This window comes from Thalassococcus sp. S3, from assembly GCF_004216475.1.
In the GTDB taxonomy this organism is placed as follows: Bacteria; Pseudomonadota; Alphaproteobacteria; order Rhodobacterales; family Rhodobacteraceae.
Genome location: NZ_CP022303.1, coordinates 4,166,748 through 4,182,172 on the forward strand (window position 1 = coordinate 4,166,748; position 15,425 = coordinate 4,182,172).

The following is a 15,425-nucleotide window of genomic DNA, read 5'->3' on the forward strand; positions in this document are numbered from 1 at the left end:
AGCTAAGCACGCGCCTTCTCGGCGTCCAGAGCGGCGCGTCCACATGTTGGACAATCGGCACGCCGCTGCACTGCGATCGTGCGGGTTTCACCATAAAGCGCGTCATAGATCAGCATCTCGCCCCGCAACGCCGTGCCTGCATCGGCGATCAATTTGATGGCCTCGACCGCCATCATGGACCCGATAACCCCCGGCAAGGGGCCGACCACGCCCGCCTCGGCGCAGGACGGGGCGAGACCCGCAGAGGGCGGCGCGGGAAAGATACACTGATAGCAGGGCGCGCCCCAGGCAGGGTCGAAGACGCTGATCTGTCCTTCCCATTGCGACAAGGCGCCGGATATCAGGGGCTTGCCCTGCGCGACGGCCATGCGATTGGCCAGATAGCGCGTGTCGAAATTATCCGTCCCGTCAAGAATCAGATCGTAATCCTCGAAAAGGTCCGCAGCGATCTCTTCCGTCAGACGCCGGTTATAGGGCCTCACGGTCACGAACGGGTTCTGTGCTGTCATAGCCGCCTCGGCGGAAAAGGCCTTGGGCATGCCGATATCGGCGTCGCGGTGGATGACCTGCCTTTGCAGATTGGCATTTTCGACCTTGTCGTCGTCGATCACGCCAATCGTTCCCACTCCAGCGGCCGCAAGGTATTGCAGCGCGGGCGCGCCCAAGCCGCCCGCTCCGATCACCAGCACTCTGGCATCCTTGAGGCGTTTCTGCCCGGGTCCGCCGAGCTCGCGCAAAACGATGTGCCGTGCGTATCGGTTGAGTTCGGTTTCTGAAAACGTCTCCGGAATGTGACGCGGCGCTTCGGCGGCCTCCTTGGCCTCTGCCCGGGTGCGCAGCACTTTCAGCCCTTCGCGATAGATCAAGGCCAGGCCGACAAAACCGGCGATCAGCAACCACAAAGCCGGCGATCCCCCGGTTGCCTCCCGCAGGGGATGTCCGTTGGGCAGGATCACCTGCAACAGCAACACACCGGCGAAGAGCGCCAGCAACATCCGCGCGCGCACCCGCACGGGTGTTCCCATAGCATATCCGACACCCCAAAGTGCACCGGCCATTGCAAAGACAAGCAGCATCAGTGCCTCCCCGTGGATCCGAAGCCACCGGTGCCGCGCGCGGTATCGTCCAAAGCGGCAACTTCGACGAACGTGGCCGTCACCACCGGGGCCACCACCATTTGCGCAATCCGGTCCCCATGCGCGATCACGAAGCGTTGCGCGCCACCGTTCAAAAGGATCACACCAAGAGGTCCGCGATAATCGCTGTCTATGGTACCCGGACCGTTGGGGATCATGATCCCATACTTCAGCGCAAGGCCCGACCGTGGACGAATTTGAACCTCGTACCCGGCGGGTATCGCCAGGCGTAGCCCCGTGGGCACAATGGCCCGGTCCCCGACCTCGAGCTCGATATACCCTCGATCGGGAAGGTTGGCGCACAGATCCGCGCCCGCCGCGCCAGCGGTCTTGTAAGTTGGAAGACCCAGGCTGCAGTCAGCGCCGTCTTCCCATGTCATTTCGATCCGAACCACGTTGTGATCCCGCCTCCTTGAGGTATCGGCCTCCGTGCCGAACTGCTCATCTAGCCTGCCAATGCGCCTGCAATCCTTTCGGCAAGGCGCGTGGCAACCGCATCCTTGCTCATGCGCGGCCAAGGCTCGGCACCGTCTTCGGTAATCAGCACCACCGCGTTTTCCGCCCCGCCCATGATGCCGGTCTCTGGCGAGACATCGTTGGCCACGATCCAGTCACATCCCTTGCGCGCGCGCTTCGCCGTGGCATGCGCCACCACATCCTGCGTTTCAGCGGCAAATCCAACGACCAGATCCGGGCGCCCTTCACCCATCTGCGATACTTTTGCGAGGATATCGGGGTTCTGGACGAATTCCAGCGCTGGAACGCCGTCCTTCGACTTCTTGAGCTTTTGATCGGATGCCCTGTTGACCCGCCAGTCGGCCACCGCCGCTGCGAAAACACCTGCATCGACCGGCAAGGCGGATGAAACCGCCTGATCCATCTGCAGGGCGGTTTCAACCTTGTGAACGGTTACGCCCTCTGGCGGCGGGATATCAGCCGGACCGGTGACGAACACCACGTCGGCGCCGAGCGCGGCAAGCGCCCGGGCCACTGCCGTGCCCTGCCCCCCGGAAGACCGGTTTGCAATGTAGCGCACGGGATCAATCGGCTCATGCGTGGGGCCGGATGTCACCAGAACGCGTTTCCCCTTGAGAGGTCCGTCCGAGAGCGCGGCCTCGATCGCGGCAACGATTTCCAAAGGCTCGGACATCCGGCCCGGACCGTGTTCACCGCACGCCATATCACCCGAATTCGGCCCAACCATGCTGATCCCGTCGGCCCGCAATTGTTGGTGGTTGCGTTGCGTCGCAGGATGATCCCACATGCGGACGTTCATCGCCGGCGCGATCAGCACCGGGGTGTCCGTCGCCATCAGAAGGGTCGAGGCCAGATCATCTGCATGCCCGCCGGCCATCTTGGCCATCAGATCCGCGGTGGCCGGCGCGACCACAACCAGATCGGCGCTGCGGGAAAGCTGGATATGCCCCATTTCCGCTTCATCCGTCAGATCGAACAGGTCGCGATAAACCTTCTCGCCCGCCAGAGCCGACACCGACAAAGGTGTCACGAACTCTGCCCCGGCGCGGGTCAGAACGGGTATGACCGCGGCTCCACGCTCCATAAGCCGCCGGATCAGCTCAAGAGACTTATAGGCGGCAATACCACCGCCAATGATTAGCAATATGCGTTTGGAGGCCAGCATTTAGCGTACCCATTCATCCATTCGGATCCGACCATATGGCTGTGTGGGGCAATCTGCCAGTGACAATCGGCCTAGCCACCCTGCCGAAAGGCGAGACATGGATCAGGCCGTTCGATGCCCGGCGCGTCAAGAACCAGGTCGAACTCACCCGCTGCCCCCGCAGCATCCTCGCCCTGCCCGATGCTCACGATGGTGATGTCCGGCAGGATCCGCTCAAGATAAACCGGGATGCCCCAATCGGCGCGGGCATGGCCGTTTCCGGTGATCACAGCCACGGGCCCGCCGGTTTCATCAAAGGCGGTGCCGATTGCACGCGCTAGGCTGGCATCCCGCAGCCGTTGCACATCGACCATCATCGGCAACATCTCGACTGGCAGCGCATCGCAATGGGCACGCAGTTGAAATGCCTCTCGCTCCGATTGCTCGCCCTCTGGCAGCGGATCAGCCAGGCCGAAGCGGGCCGCTTCGTCGCCAAAAGCCACAACCACACCCGTTTCCATGGCTGTCCGTGCGTCTGGCCGGGATACATGCGCGCCATAGGTCCTGGCGTCAGGCGCAGCAGCAAAGATCGGGGCATACATCACGAAATCAGGCCACCCGGTCTCACTCCAGCCCAAGACCTCTTCCAGCGTTTCAGGGTGCTCCACAATATCACGCGTGACGCGCGATGCCTGGGTCTGGTCAAGCATTTCCCAAACGATCGCTTTGGGTTGCACGTGCTCGATCACTTTTGTCTGCAAGTCATGGTGGTGCGGATTGTCATGCACTTCGCCGAGGATAACAACGTCGGCGCCCGAAACGACGCCAAGCACATCCTCAGACAGTGAAGCCGCCCCAAGAGGGACGGCCCAAATTACCGCACAGAAAGCCGATAAGAGCTTCATACGAGGAAGTGTTGCACTTCTCGCGACTGCGCTTCAAGGTTTTTGCGCATTTTCTGAAACGCGGCAGCTTCAAGCTGCCGTACCCGCTCTTTCGACAGACCCAGCTCGTTGCCGAGGCTCTCGAGGGTCCGCGGCTCATCCCTCAGCTTGCGTTCTCGTACGATAAAGCGTTCGCGGTCGTTCAGCGCGGCCATCGCTGTCAGCAACCATTCGCGCAGCTGCGCTGTATCATGACTGTCTTCAACCGTTTCAGAGGCTTGAGCGCTTTCGTCTTCAAGCGCGTCAATCCATTCGCGCCCCTCTTCGTCCACCGACTGCGTCGCGTTGAGCGAATAGTCCGACCCGGAAAGCCGACCCTCCATCATTTCAACATCATGAAGCGGCACGCCAATCTCGGTCGAGATAAGCTGGTGCAGCTGATGCCGGTCCAGCGTTTCACCCGCTGCCGCGGCTTCCCGCTCCAGCCGGGCCTGAACGCGGCGCATGTTGAAGAACAAGGATTTCTGGGAAGAGGTCGATCCTGTCCGGACCATGGACCAATTCCGCATCACATAATCCTGGATGGATGCCTTGATCCACCAGACGGCGTAGGTCGAAAAGCGTACGCCCCGATCAGGGTCAAACTTGTCGGCCGCTTTCATCAATCCAAGGCCGGCTTCTTGGATCAGATCATTCATGGGCGCGCCATAGCGTTTGAACTTGGAGGCCATCGATATGGCGAGGCGCATGTAAGCGGTGATCAGGCGATGCAGCGCCGCTTCATCACGTTCATCCCGCCAGGCATAAGCAAGTTTCAATTCCGTCTCGGCATCCAGCAATTCCGCCTTCATGGCTTGCCGGGAAAGAGACATGTCGCGTGCACTGTCCAATGCCATTTATCATCCCCCTGATGACGAAAGCGCCGTTCGGCGCCTTGTTTTGCGCTCCTGGGTTAGATACGTGGCCAGTCGAGGATCGGTTCACTCAAAGGATAAAAAAGTGCTACCTGCGCGAACGCTCGTTTTAGGCGGAGCGGCGTCCGGCAAATCTGCATATGCCGAGAGCCTTGCTGAAATCGCCCGTAAATCAAAAGCTTACATTGCGACAGCCCAAGCCTTTGATGATGAGATGCGCGCAAAAATAGATCGGCATCAAACTGCCCGTGGTTCGGGCTGGCACACGATTGAAGAGCCCTTCGACCTCGCCACGGCCCTGTCACAGGCGCCCGAGGACGGCGTCGTTTTGCTGGATTGCGCGACGCTCTGGCTCAGCAATCACCTTCTGGCGGAACACGATCTGCAAAAGGAGCAGGACAAGCTGTTGGATGCCCTTCTTGGCGCGGATCAGCCCATCATCGTGGTGTCGAATGAGGTCGGCCACGGCGTTGTACCGGAAAATCGCTTGGCCCGGCGCTTTCGTGACGCGCAAGGACAGCTCAACATCGCCTTGGCCGCTCAATGCGATCTGGTTGTTCAGGTGGTTGCCGGATTGCCGCGCGCCTTGAAGGGTAGCTTGCCGTGACACGGTTGCATCTGGTGCGTCATGGGCCGACGCATGCGAAGTCTATGGTGGGATGGTCCGATCTTCCTGCCGATCTGTCGGACCACGCCGCAATCGCGCGCCTCTCCGCCCATCTTCCACCGGAGGCCTGCGTGGTCTCATCCGACCTGCAACGCGCCGTGCACACGGCTGACGCGATCCAAGACGGTCGGATGCGCCTGCCGCATGACCCCGCCTTGCGTGAAATCAATTTCGGTGCATGGGAATTGCGCACTTGGCGCGAGGTCGAAGCAGAGGATCCCGTGCAGATCCGCGCCTATTGGGAGACACCCGGCGATATCCGCCCGCCCGGCGGCGAAAGCTGGCATGACGTCACCGCGCGGGTGAATGGCGCGGTGGACAGGCTGATGGCAGCCCACCGGGAACAGGATATCATTCTTGTGGCGCATTTCGGCGTGATCCTGACGCAGGTCCAGCGTGCGCTTGGGATCACAGCCTATGATGCCTTTGCCCACAAAATAGACAATCTGTCGGTCACGGAAGTCAGCCAGACCTCGAATGGCTGGCAGGTCACAAGGATCAATCATCTCCCGTGATCGCAGGGCGCACAAATCAACGTTTTACCAGCGGGTCGTGCACCGCCTAGGCTGGCTGGCATGACTTACAAACTCTATATCGGCGACCGCCTGTTTTCGAGCTGGTCCCTGCGCGGCTGGCTTATGTTCAGAAAGTTTGGCCTGCCCTGCGAAACGCATCTCGTCGGGCTCTATTCCGGGACAATGTCGCAGGATCTGGCCGCGCTACAGCCGGCCCGTCTGGTTCCCGCTCTGCAATTGCCCGACGGGGTCGTCGTCGGCGAAAGCCTCGCCATGGCAGAGACCCTGGCGGAGCATTTTCCACAAGCAGGCCTGTGGCCAGGGGATGCCGCACAACGCGCCACGGCCCGCTGGCTTTGCGCCGAAATGGCGTCGGGCTTCAGCGCCATTCGTGGGGAATGCCCGATGCAGCTTTTGAAACGCTGGCGGGGCTTTGACGCCTCCGACGCTGTTAGATCCGATCTGGACAGGGTCGAAATGCTCTGGACCCACGCGCGATCCATGTCGGGCGCCGAGACGGGACCCCTCTTTGGCCGATATTCTCTGGCCGATGTCTTTTTTACCCCCGTCGCCGCACGCATCGTGGGCTATGGCCTTCCAGTGTCAGACGCATCAGCGCACTATTGTGCTGCGCTGCTGGATGATCCCGCTCTTCACGAATGGCGCCAAGTCGCGCTTGAAGTGACTTACGATCCTTTCCCTTACGACATGAAATGTGAAAGTGAGCCCTGGCCATATCCCGGCCCGTCCCAGTCCTGAGCGCTGAAAAACGGCCTCTGGCTTTCAGGCGTTAACCATTCTGTAAGAAACCCCGCGTTAGCCATGAGCCATCACATGGACATGGGATAGTCAGGGATGGTTGCGCGCGCATACACGGTGGCGTTTCAGGGGGTCGAGGCCCGGCTGGTCGAAGTGCAATGTGCGATTGCGCCGGGCCTGCCCGCGTTTTCCATCGTCGGGCTGCCGGACAAGGCCGTGTCAGAGGCGCGCGACAGGGTGCGCAGCGCCTTGAACGCAATGTCCATTGCGCTGCCATCGAAACGCATCACGATCAATCTGTCCCCGGCGGACCTGCCAAAGGAAGGGAGCCATTTTGACCTGCCCATAGCGCTCGCGCTTCTGTCGGCGATTGGTATCGTGCCCGCGGATGCCACCGAAGGCAGCGTTGCCTTGGGAGAGCTTTCGCTCGACAGTACCCTTGTTCCCGTGTTGGGCGCGTTGCCCGCCGCCATGGCGGCCGCGGAAGAAGACCGGATCCTGCTCTGCCCTGCAGCATCGGGGGCGGAGGCTGCCTGGGTCGGCGCCGCGCAGGTCATCGCCGCGACAGGGCTGGGCGATGTTGTGCGACACTTCACCGGGCAGGCGCCGCTGACCCCGGCCGAGCCGGGAGAAGTGAAGGCGGAAGGGTCCAGCCGCGATCTGAGAGATGTCAAAGGACAGGAGCGCGCCAAGCGCGCGCTGGAGATTGCGGCAGCCGGACGACACCATCTGATGCTGATCGGAACGCCGGGTTCCGGCAAATCCATGTTGGCCGCCCGCATGCCCGGCATTCTCCCCCCGCTCACCGCCACTGAGGCGCTGGAAACCTCGATGATCCATTCCCTTTCGGGGCTTTTGGACGAAGGTGGTATCTCCCGAGCCCGTCCGTTCCGGGAACCCCATCATACCGCGTCGATGGCCGCGATTGTCGGAGGCGGACGGGGCGCCAAGCCCGGAGAAATCTCGCTCGCCCATAACGGTGTTCTTTTCATGGACGAGTTGCCCGAGTTTCCGCGCACCGTGCTTGAAACCCTGCGCCAACCCATCGAAACCGGAGAGGTGATGGTTGCGCGCGCGAACGCGCATGTGCGCTATCCCTGCAAGTTCATGTTGGTCGCGGCGGCGAATCCCTGCAAATGCGGCTATCTTTCGGATCCCGCGCGCGCCTGCGCCCGCGTGCCGGCTTGTGGAGAGGATTATCTAGGCCGCATCTCAGGGCCCTTGATGGACCGGTTCGATCTCAGGATCGACGTCCCGCCCGTGTCATTCACCGATCTAGACCTTCCGCCCAGCGGCGATACGTCCCAAGCGGTGGCCGAACGCGTTACAACGGCGCGCGAGGTTCAGTCCAAGCGGTTCAAGACAGCGCCCGGCCTTCGCCAGAACGCCGATGCCGAGGGGGGTGTTCTGGATGACATTGCGACGCCGGATGCAGAAGGCCGTGATCTGCTGACCCGGTCAGCCGAACGGTTCGGATTGTCGGCCAGAGGATACCACCGGATCCTGCGGGTTGCCCGTACCATCGCTGATCTTGACGGAGCCGAGCAGGTGCGCCGCCCCCATATCGCAGAAGCGCTCAGCTTCCGTGTGCTCGGGGCACAAGCGGCCTGATCCAGTCCGCGTGTGCTCGGGGCACAAGCGGCCTGATCCAGTCCGCGACCTCATCCAAAGTCTCCCCCGCCTCGGGGATCAGGCCGTGAAAGATCGGCCAGACATGAGGCAGATCGCGGCGGATACGCTCTGTCACCTCTACGTTCTGTGCCCGCAGATGCGATGTCATCCGCCGTGTGTCGTCCAGCAGGATTTCCGTGTCACCCGCGGTGAGATAGACCGGAGGCGCCCCGTCGAACACGGCATGCAACGGCGTGGCACGAGGGTCTGCAGCCGGACGACCGTTCAGATAAAGCGCAACCATTTCGCTTGCCCGATGGGCGGGCAGCATAACCTCTGCCTTGGCGTTGTCTGCAAAAGAGGCGCCTGAAAAAGTCAGGTCAGCCAGAGGTGAAAGCGCGAAACAGCCCGCCGGGCGGTCAAGACCCTCGCGGAGGATCTCGGCCAGGCAGGACAGCGCAAGGCCGCCGCCGGCGCTGTCTCCCCCCAGAATAATGCGGGACGCCGGCACCCATTCGGCGATCAATGCGCTATAGGCAGCCAGCGCGTCTTCCACGGCGGCCGGAAAACAATGCTCCGGGGCAAGGCGGTAAGCGGGAAGATAGGCCGGCAACCCCGTGCGCCGCGACAGATGCGCTAACATCGCCCGATGCGTCTTGGGGCTTCCAAAAACATAGCCGCCGCCATGAAAATAAAGGATCGCCGCATCTGTCACGCACGATCCGACCGTGGCGCGGATGGTTGGTATATCGCCCAAAGTGCTGTTCTCGAACCGGGCGCCTTGCGGTGGACGGAACCAAAAGCGGGCCTTCTTTTCAAACCCCTGCCGCAGCATCTGCGGATCTGACGCCTTGGCCAGATAGGGCTTTTCCATGAACCGCAGGTTGAGGTTCAAAAGGCGCGCGCGCAGGCTCATGCCATCCGCGCCTCGATCGCGGCCCAGATCTTTTCAGCGATGTTCACCCCGTCAAAGCGTTCGAGTTCCTGAATACCGGTTGGTGAGGTCACGTTGATCTCTGTAAGATAGTCGCCGATCACGTCGATCCCGACGAATATCTGCCCCTTTTCGCGCAGGAGAGGGCCAATCGCGTGACAGATTTCAAGATCACGGTCGGTAAGGCCGATCTTTTCGGGTCGCCCGCCAACATGCATGTTCGACCGTGTCTCGCCAGCCGCCGGAACCCGGTTGATGGCCCCCACCGCTTCCCCATCAACCAGAATGACACGTTTGTCGCCGTTCGATACATCGGGGAGGAATTTCTGCACGATCAGCGGCTCGCGCGAAAAGCCCGTGAAAAGCTCGTGCAGGGATGTCAGGTTGCGGTCGCCCGCGTCCAGGCGGAACACGCCCGCGCCGCCGTTGCCGTAAAGAGGTTTGAGGATGATGTCGCCATGGCGATCCTTGAAGGCCTTGATCGTTTCAAGATCCCGCGCAATGGTCGTGGGAGGTGTCAGGTCGGGAAAATCCAGGACCAGCAGCTTTTCGGGATAGTTCCGCACCCAGAAGGGATCGTTCACGACCAACGTGGTCGGCTTGAGCCGATCCAGCAAATGCGTCGACGTGATATAGTGCATGTCAAACGGCGGGTCCTGGCGGAGCCAGACAACATCCATCTCTTCCAGATCCACCTCCCGCATATCCCCCAGGATAGCCGGTTCGCCAGCCACTCGCTGGACCGACATGTCCTGCCCGCGGGCCGTGATACGCCCCTCCTGATACGCAAGTTGATCCGGGCTGTAATAAAATAACGTATGCCCCCGGGCCTGCGCTTCCTCAGCCAGCCGGAAGCTGCTGTCTGCATTGATGTCGACGGCCCCGATCGGGTCCATCTGGAATGCGATCTTCATTCTGCGCCCCTCGGTTTTGGTTGTTCCGATACATGACGCAGCGCGCGGCAGGGTTCAATGGGTCGTCCGTTGCCTCAGTCCGGCACGATGGCATTCTCGACAATCCTGTATGCGCCCGACCCGTCGACGAGCGCCACGTCAAAGCGCGTGTCGATCAGCTGGCCCTCGGCTTCTTCTGCCAGAAAAACCTCTGCCGCAGCGTAGATCCGGCGCATCTGAGCAGCCGTCAAACGCTCGGCAGCCCGCTCGAACGAGCTGCTTTGTTTGACTTCCACGAAGACGATCCTTTCATCATCACGCAAGATAAGGTCGATTTCACCGCCGCCGCGCCGCCAGCGCTGCGCCAGCAGTTGAAATCCGCGCCGCTGATAGGCCAGCGCGATGCGCATCTCAGCCGACGCGCCGGCGTGAAAGGCCGTCCGTCCCCGCAGCTCCGCAGCTTCCGTCATCGCGCGCTCCAATTGACACAAAACCGTTTTGCGACGCTCGCACGGAAATCTTAACGTTCAACGAAGGTGAGGGCCCTCTGGTAGACTGAGCGTTTCGGCAGCCCATGTGCCTTCGACACCATTTCGGCGGCGTCCTTGACGGACATGGAGGTCAGCGCATCGCGCAGTGCGGCATCTATATCAACAGCTTCGCGTTCTGCCGGGTCGGCGCGTCCGATCAGGACGACCACCTCGCCCCTCAGCTTCTCGGGCGCAGTTTCGGCGAGGTCCTGCAGGGTGCCGCGTTTGATCTCTTCGAACTTCTTTGTCAGCTCCCGGCAGATGGCACCGTCACGCCTGCCCCCCAACGTCGCGCGGGCATCTTCAAGCATGGCTTTCACACGGCGCGGTGACTCGTAGAAGATCAATGTGCCCGGAACCTCCCTCAAGGCCTCAAGCCGAGCCTTGCGGGCCGTCGCACTGCTTGGAAGAAAGCCAGCAAAGAAGAAAGCGTCGGTTGGCAGCCCGGCGAGCGCCAGCGCCGTTATCGCCGCCGACGGGCCCGGCGCGGAGGTGACCGAGTATCCCGCATCGCTGATCGCGCGGGCCAGTTCAAAGCCGGGATCGGCGATCATCGGCATACCGGCTTCGGATGCGTAAGCAACCGATTGCCCATCTCCAACCGCCTGCAGAACGCGTTCCGTGACCCGCTGGCCGCTGTGATCATGATGCGAAAACAGGGGCCTGTCCGCGAGGGGCACGCCGTGAATGTCCAGCAATTTACGCATGCTGCGCGTATCCTCCGCTACCAGCAGGTCCGCCGAGGCCAGAATATCGAGGGCGCGCAAGGTGATATCGCGGGCTGTCCCGATCGGTGTTCCCACCAGATAAAGGCCCGGCTGCAATTTGATGTTTTGGTGATTCACCACTGGACCCGCCTTTCGTGACGCTTATTATCCCGCTCAACAAAAAATGCGCCGCCGCGCAGCTTGCAACTGGGAGTTTTCATCTATGTTTGCCGTTTTCCGACCCGCCCGCAAGCTGGGGTTGCGCGCGCTGGCGCTTGCCTCTGCTCTTGCCCTGGCCGCCTGTGAACCTGTCGCCCTCGGCGGAGGGGGTGGACCCACCATCAACACAGCCCAGCCCGTCCCGGTTGCGCTGCTGGTGCCAAGAGGATCCGGCCAAGGTGGCGACGATATCGTCGCGCAAAGCCTTGAAAATGCGGCGCGCCTGGCGATCAGCGACCTTGAAGGGGTGCAGGTCGACCTGCGCGTCTATGCGACCGCGGGCAATGCGCAGCAAGCCGCATCCCAGGCTGTTCAGGCGGTCAACGATGGCGCCAAGATCATTCTGGGCCCCGTCTACGGCGAAGCGGCCAATGCCGCCGGCGTTGCCGTTGCGGGGCGCGGGATCAACGTTCTGTCATTCTCCAACAATACGACCATCGCGGGTGGGAACGTGTTTGTCCTTGGCCCGACATTCGACAACACGGCGAGCCGCCTGACGCGCTTTGCCGCAAGTCAGGGCAAATCGAACATTCTGGTCGTGCATTCACAGGACGTCTCGGGCCAGCTTGGCAAGGCAGCGATCGAGCGGGCCGTCCAGGGCTCTCCGGCGCGCCTGGCCGGGATCGTGCCCTATCAGCGCTCGCAGCAGGGCGTGGTTGCCTCCGTGCCCCAGGTGCGCTCCGCCGTCAGCAGCTCCGGCGCTGATGCGGTATTCCTGACCGCGACGACGGCAGGTGCGCTGCCCCTCTTTACACAGCTTTTGCCAGAGGCTGGCGTCAGACCTGAAAACGTTCAGTATATCGGGTTGACCCGCTGGGATATCCCACCGCAAACGCTTGAGCTGCCCGGCGTTCAAGGCGGGTGGTTCGCTCTGCCTGATCCGGGAATGAGCGCGCGCTTTCGCAGCCGCTATCAGGCCGCTTATGGCGAGCCGCCACACCCGATCGGGGGGCTGGCCTATGACGGCATCGCCGCAATCGGAGCGCTTGTCGGTGCGGGCCAATCGAACGCCCTCACGGGCGCGGCGCTGACACAGGGTGCAGGCTTTCAGGGTGTAAACGGGATCTTCCGGCTGCGCCGCGATGGTGGTAATGAACGTGGGCTCGCAGTTGCGACGATCCGGAACAGACAGGTGGTTGTGATTGACCCTGCCCCAAGAAGCTTTGGCGGCCCCGGCTTCTGAGCCTGAAACGCCCCTGATCCGACGACCGTCGGGCGATCTCATCTGTGATGCCTCACTGATTTTTGATCAGCCCGGTCTTGTGCGCAAGCTCGACGACGCTGCGGGCGAGGCACAAGATGCGCTGGGTCTTCGAAATGCCTGCGTGCGGATCTTGCGTCAGGCCAAGGAGGATGGACGGGCGGCCATCGCCAAGGCGTTTCAGCAGCACCCTTTCGCGGCGCGTCCCCTGACGCGGTCCTATACCTACCTGACCGATTGTCTGGTGACTGCCGCGTTGCATATGGCCCAAACGCATATGCATCCGCTGCCCAATCCGACACGGGGGGAGCGGATTGCCCTGATTGCAGTCGGTGGCTATGGCCGGGGGGAAATGGCGCCCTTCTCGGACGTGGATCTGCTGTTTCTCACACCCTACAAAATCACGGCCTGGGCGGAGAGCGTCATTGAATCGATGCTCTACATCTTGTGGGACCTGAAGCTGAAGGTCGGCCATTCAAGCCGAACGATCAAGGACTGCCTGCGCCTGGGCGCCGAGGATTTCACGATCCGGACCGCGATGCTGGAACACCGCTTTCTCGCCGGTTACGCCCCTTTGGGCGAAGAGCTTGCAACGCGTTTGCGTGAGGATCTTTTCACCGGGACGGGGCGCGACTTCATCGAAGCAAAGCTCGAAGAACGTGAAAAACGGCATGAACGTCAGGGTCAGCGATATGTTGTCGAGCCCAACGTGAAAGAAGGCAAAGGGGGCTTGAGGGATCTGCAATCCCTGTTCTGGATCGCAAAATACATCCAGGGGGTTCAGAATGCCGCGGATCTGGTCCCGCTGGGCGTCTTCCGTCCCGAGGAGTTTGAACGGTTCGTACATGCGGAGGATTTCCTTTGGGCGGTGCGCGCGCATCTGCACCTGATCAGCGGACGGGCCAGCGAGCAATTGACCTTTGACCGGCAGGTCGAGGTGGCCGGAGCGATGGGTTATCAGGACAAGGCCGGACGCCGGGCGGTCGAGGTGTTCATGCAGGACTACTTCCGCCACGCGACCGCGGTCGGAGATCTGACCCGCATCTTTCTGACCAAGCTCGAAGCGACCCACGTGAAATCCGAACCCCTGCTTGAGCGGATCTTTCGGCGGAAGCCCAGGGTCAGGTCGGGCTATAGCGTGATCCATAATCGTCTTGCCGTTGAAGACGAAACCTCGTTTCTGGCGGACAAGCTGAACCTGTTGCGGATCTTCGAAGAAGGCTTGCGAACCGGGATGCTGATCCATCCGGATGCCATGCGTCTCGTCACCGCCAACCTGCACCTGATAGATGACGACATGCGGCAGGATCGGGAGGCGACGCGGATCTTCCTCGACCTGCTTTTGAAACACGGAAATCCCGAACGCGCCTTGCGCCGGATGAACGAGTTGGGCGTCCTTGCGGCCTTCATCCCCGAATTCGAGCCGGTCGTGGCGATGATGCAGTTCAATATGTATCACAGCTATACCGTGGACGAGCATATCATCCAGTGCATCGCCCAGCTGGCCCAGATCGAAAAAGAGGAGCTGGTCGAAGATCTGCCGGTCGCCTCGTCGATCCTGAAGAACGGGGTGAACCGCAAGGTTCTCTATGTCGCTCTTCTGCTTCACGATATCGGCAAAGGCCGCTCGGAAGATCATTCGATCCTCGGGGCCCAGATCGCGCGGAAAGTCGCGCCTCGGCTCGGGTTGAACAAATCCGAATGCGAAACCGTGGAATGGCTTGTCCGCTACCATCTTCTGATGTCGGACATGGCTCAGAAACGGGACATTGCAGATCCCCGCACCGTGCGGGATTTCTGCAAGGCCGTTCAAACCGTCAAACGGCTTGACCTGCTCTGCGTCCTTACGGTCTGCGATATCCGTGGTGTGGGACCTGATACCTGGAACAACTGGAAGGCCGCGTTGATCCGCGCGCTTTATCGCCAGGCGCGTCGCGCGCTTGAAACCGGGATGGAGGACCTCAACCGCGAAAACCGGGGGGCGGAGGCCAAGAAGCTGCTGCGCGCAGCCCTGCCCGATTGGTCCCGCGCAGATCTCAAGCGGGAAACCGGACGGCACTATGCGCCCTATTGGCAGGGGCTTCATGTCACGGCGCATGTGGTCTTTGCTCGGCTTCTTCGCGATCTGGAGGACAGCCACGATTTGGCCGAGATCGGTATCGACGTGCATCCGGATGAGGATCGCGATGCAACACGCGCCTGTTTCGTAATGGCGGATCATCCGGGGATCTTCGCACGCCTTGCGGGCGCCCTGGCTCTGGTGGGTGCCAATGTCGTCGATGCACGCAGCTATACGACCAAGGATGGAAACGTGACCGGCGCCTTCTGGATCCAAGACGGCGATGGCGCGCCCTACGAGGCCGACCGTTTGCCGCGCCTCACCCAGATGATCCACAAAACACTGATGGGTCAGGTGGTCCCGCGTGAGGCGCTCAAATCCCGCGACAAGATCAAGAAGCGTGAAAAAGCGTTCGAGGTCCCGACCCATATCACCTTCGATAATGAAGGCTCCGACATCTACACGATCATCGAAGTCGACACGCGGGATCGCCCGGGACTGCTCTACGACCTCGCCCGGACCTTGGCGACGGCAAATGTCTACATCGCCAACGCCGTCATCGCGACGTACGGAGAGCAGGTGGTCGATACATTCTACGTCAAGGATATGTTCGGGCTGAAATACTATTCGGAGTCGAAACAGAAGTTCCTTGAAGGCAAGCTGCGAACGGCCATTGCCGAAGGCGTCGAGCGCGCCGAGGGATGACAGGCAGACATCCGATGCATGACCGGGGCCAATTCGGGATCGGCGTGATGGCCCGATGCGGAGCTTTGGT

General features: G+C 61.5%; 15 protein-coding genes. 6 read left to right on the forward strand and 9 right to left on the reverse strand.

From position 1 onward, the window contains the following. Positions 1 to 2: 2 nt before the first annotated feature. The 5 genes from CFI11_RS20455 to CFI11_RS20475 form a co-directional block, all read right to left on the reverse strand. Complete coding sequence (locus CFI11_RS20455) at positions 3 to 1,076, reverse strand: molybdopterin-synthase adenylyltransferase MoeB (protein WP_130409297.1); 1,074 nt, start codon at positions 1,074 to 1,076, stop codon at positions 3 to 5. Beyond that, positions 1,076 to 1,516: a dUTP diphosphatase gene (gene dut / locus CFI11_RS20460; protein WP_130410105.1), complete on the reverse strand. Its 441-nt coding sequence runs from the start codon at positions 1,514 to 1,516 to the stop codon at positions 1,076 to 1,078. Before dut ends, CFI11_RS20455 begins: the two co-directional genes overlap by 1 nt. 65 nt (positions 1,517 to 1,581) lie before the next feature. Further along, positions 1,582 to 2,778, reverse strand: coding sequence for a bifunctional phosphopantothenoylcysteine decarboxylase/phosphopantothenate--cysteine ligase CoaBC (gene coaBC / locus CFI11_RS20465; protein WP_130409299.1), 1,197 nt, complete (start codon positions 2,776 to 2,778; stop codon positions 1,582 to 1,584). Between the two features lie 71 nt (positions 2,779 to 2,849). After that, on the reverse strand, positions 2,850 to 3,590 hold the full coding sequence (locus CFI11_RS20470; RefSeq protein ID WP_371687490.1) for a ChaN family lipoprotein: 741 nt from the start codon (positions 3,588 to 3,590) through the stop codon (positions 2,850 to 2,852). 68 nt (positions 3,591 to 3,658) lie between these two features. Then, the gene (locus tag CFI11_RS20475) at positions 3,659 to 4,537 is read right to left on the reverse strand and encodes an RNA polymerase factor sigma-32 (RefSeq protein ID WP_130409303.1); all 879 of its coding nucleotides are present in this window, start codon (positions 4,535 to 4,537) and stop codon (positions 3,659 to 3,661) included. Between CFI11_RS20475 and cobU the strand changes: the two genes are divergently transcribed. From cobU to CFI11_RS20495, 4 genes are all read left to right on the forward strand, one after another. Further along, positions 4,512 to 5,162 carry a bifunctional adenosylcobinamide kinase/adenosylcobinamide-phosphate guanylyltransferase gene (gene cobU / locus CFI11_RS20480; protein WP_130409305.1) on the forward strand — a complete coding sequence of 217 codons (651 nt, stop codon included), beginning with the start codon at positions 4,512 to 4,514 and terminating at the stop codon, positions 5,160 to 5,162. The genes CFI11_RS20475 and cobU overlap by 26 nt on opposite strands. Next, the gene (locus tag CFI11_RS20485; RefSeq protein WP_130409307.1) at positions 5,159 to 5,737 is read left to right on the forward strand and encodes a histidine phosphatase family protein; all 579 of its coding nucleotides are present in this window, start codon (positions 5,159 to 5,161) and stop codon (positions 5,735 to 5,737) included. The genes cobU and CFI11_RS20485 overlap by 4 nt, the downstream gene beginning before the upstream one ends. Positions 5,738 to 5,797: 60 nt before the next feature. After that, entirely contained in the window at positions 5,798 to 6,496 is a 699-nt protein-coding gene (locus CFI11_RS20490; protein WP_130409309.1) for a glutathione S-transferase, read from the forward strand. A gap of 96 nt (positions 6,497 to 6,592) precedes the next feature. Then, complete coding sequence (locus CFI11_RS20495) at positions 6,593 to 8,107, forward strand: YifB family Mg chelatase-like AAA ATPase (RefSeq protein WP_130409311.1); 1,515 nt, start codon at positions 6,593 to 6,595, stop codon at positions 8,105 to 8,107. On the opposite strand, the gene CFI11_RS20500 is transcribed toward CFI11_RS20495, so the two are convergent. The 4 genes from CFI11_RS20500 to rsmI all read right to left on the reverse strand — a co-directional run bounded on the left by CFI11_RS20500 (position 8,073) and on the right by rsmI (position 11,309). After that, the gene (locus CFI11_RS20500; RefSeq protein WP_130409313.1) at positions 8,073 to 9,023 is read right to left on the reverse strand and encodes an alpha/beta hydrolase; all 951 of its coding nucleotides are present in this window, start codon (positions 9,021 to 9,023) and stop codon (positions 8,073 to 8,075) included. The genes CFI11_RS20495 and CFI11_RS20500 overlap by 35 nt on opposite strands. Continuing rightward, on the reverse strand, positions 9,020 to 9,955 hold the full coding sequence (gshB, locus tag CFI11_RS20505; protein WP_130409315.1) for a glutathione synthase: 936 nt from the start codon (positions 9,953 to 9,955) through the stop codon (positions 9,020 to 9,022). The genes CFI11_RS20500 and gshB overlap by 4 nt, the downstream gene beginning before the upstream one ends. A 74-nt stretch (positions 9,956 to 10,029) precedes the next feature. Further along, positions 10,030 to 10,404: a YraN family protein gene (locus CFI11_RS20510; protein WP_130409317.1), complete on the reverse strand. Its 375-nt coding sequence runs from the start codon at positions 10,402 to 10,404 to the stop codon at positions 10,030 to 10,032. 50 nt (positions 10,405 to 10,454) lie between these two features. Further along, entirely contained in the window at positions 10,455 to 11,309 is an 855-nt protein-coding gene (gene rsmI, locus CFI11_RS20515) for a 16S rRNA (cytidine(1402)-2'-O)-methyltransferase (RefSeq protein ID WP_130409319.1), read from the reverse strand. 85 nt (positions 11,310 to 11,394) lie between these two features. Here rsmI and CFI11_RS20520 point away from each other — a divergent pair, with 85 nt between their 5' ends. Both CFI11_RS20520 and CFI11_RS20525 read left to right on the forward strand, forming a co-directional pair. Beyond that, positions 11,395 to 12,573: a penicillin-binding protein activator gene (locus CFI11_RS20520; protein ID WP_130409321.1), complete on the forward strand. Its 1,179-nt coding sequence runs from the start codon at positions 11,395 to 11,397 to the stop codon at positions 12,571 to 12,573. Next, the gene (locus CFI11_RS20525; RefSeq protein ID WP_130409323.1) at positions 12,533 to 15,355 is read left to right on the forward strand and encodes a [protein-PII] uridylyltransferase; all 2,823 of its coding nucleotides are present in this window, start codon (positions 12,533 to 12,535) and stop codon (positions 15,353 to 15,355) included. The genes CFI11_RS20520 and CFI11_RS20525 overlap by 41 nt, the downstream gene beginning before the upstream one ends. Positions 15,356 to 15,425: the final 70 nt, after the last annotated feature.

Excerpts from the sequence above, each read along its gene's own strand:
- CFI11_RS20455 (WP_130409297.1), bottom strand. The coding sequence starts at position 1,076 with ATGCTGCTTGTCTTTGCAATGGCCGGTGCACTTTGGGGTGTCGGATAT.
- dut (WP_130410105.1), bottom strand. The coding sequence starts at position 1,516 with ATGACATGGGAAGACGGCGCTGACTGCAGCCTGGGTCTTCCAACTTAC.
- coaBC (WP_130409299.1), bottom strand. The coding sequence starts at position 2,778 with ATGCTGGCCTCCAAACGCATATTGCTAATCATTGGCGGTGGTATTGCC.
- cobU (WP_130409305.1), top strand. The coding sequence starts at position 4,512 with ATGTCGCGTGCACTGTCCAATGCCATTTATCATCCCCCTGATGACGAA.
- CFI11_RS20475 (WP_130409303.1), bottom strand. The coding sequence starts at position 4,537 with ATGGCATTGGACAGTGCACGCGACATGTCTCTTTCCCGGCAAGCCATG.
- CFI11_RS20490 (WP_130409309.1), top strand. The coding sequence starts at position 5,798 with ATGACTTACAAACTCTATATCGGCGACCGCCTGTTTTCGAGCTGGTCC.
- CFI11_RS20495 (WP_130409311.1), top strand. The coding sequence starts at position 6,593 with ATGGTTGCGCGCGCATACACGGTGGCGTTTCAGGGGGTCGAGGCCCGG.
- CFI11_RS20500 (WP_130409313.1), bottom strand. The coding sequence starts at position 9,023 with ATGAGCCTGCGCGCGCGCCTTTTGAACCTCAACCTGCGGTTCATGGAA.
- gshB (WP_130409315.1), bottom strand. The coding sequence starts at position 9,955 with ATGAAGATCGCATTCCAGATGGACCCGATCGGGGCCGTCGACATCAAT.
- CFI11_RS20510 (WP_130409317.1), bottom strand. The coding sequence starts at position 10,404 with ATGACGGAAGCTGCGGAGCTGCGGGGACGGACGGCCTTTCACGCCGGC.
- CFI11_RS20520 (WP_130409321.1), top strand. The coding sequence starts at position 11,395 with ATGTTTGCCGTTTTCCGACCCGCCCGCAAGCTGGGGTTGCGCGCGCTG.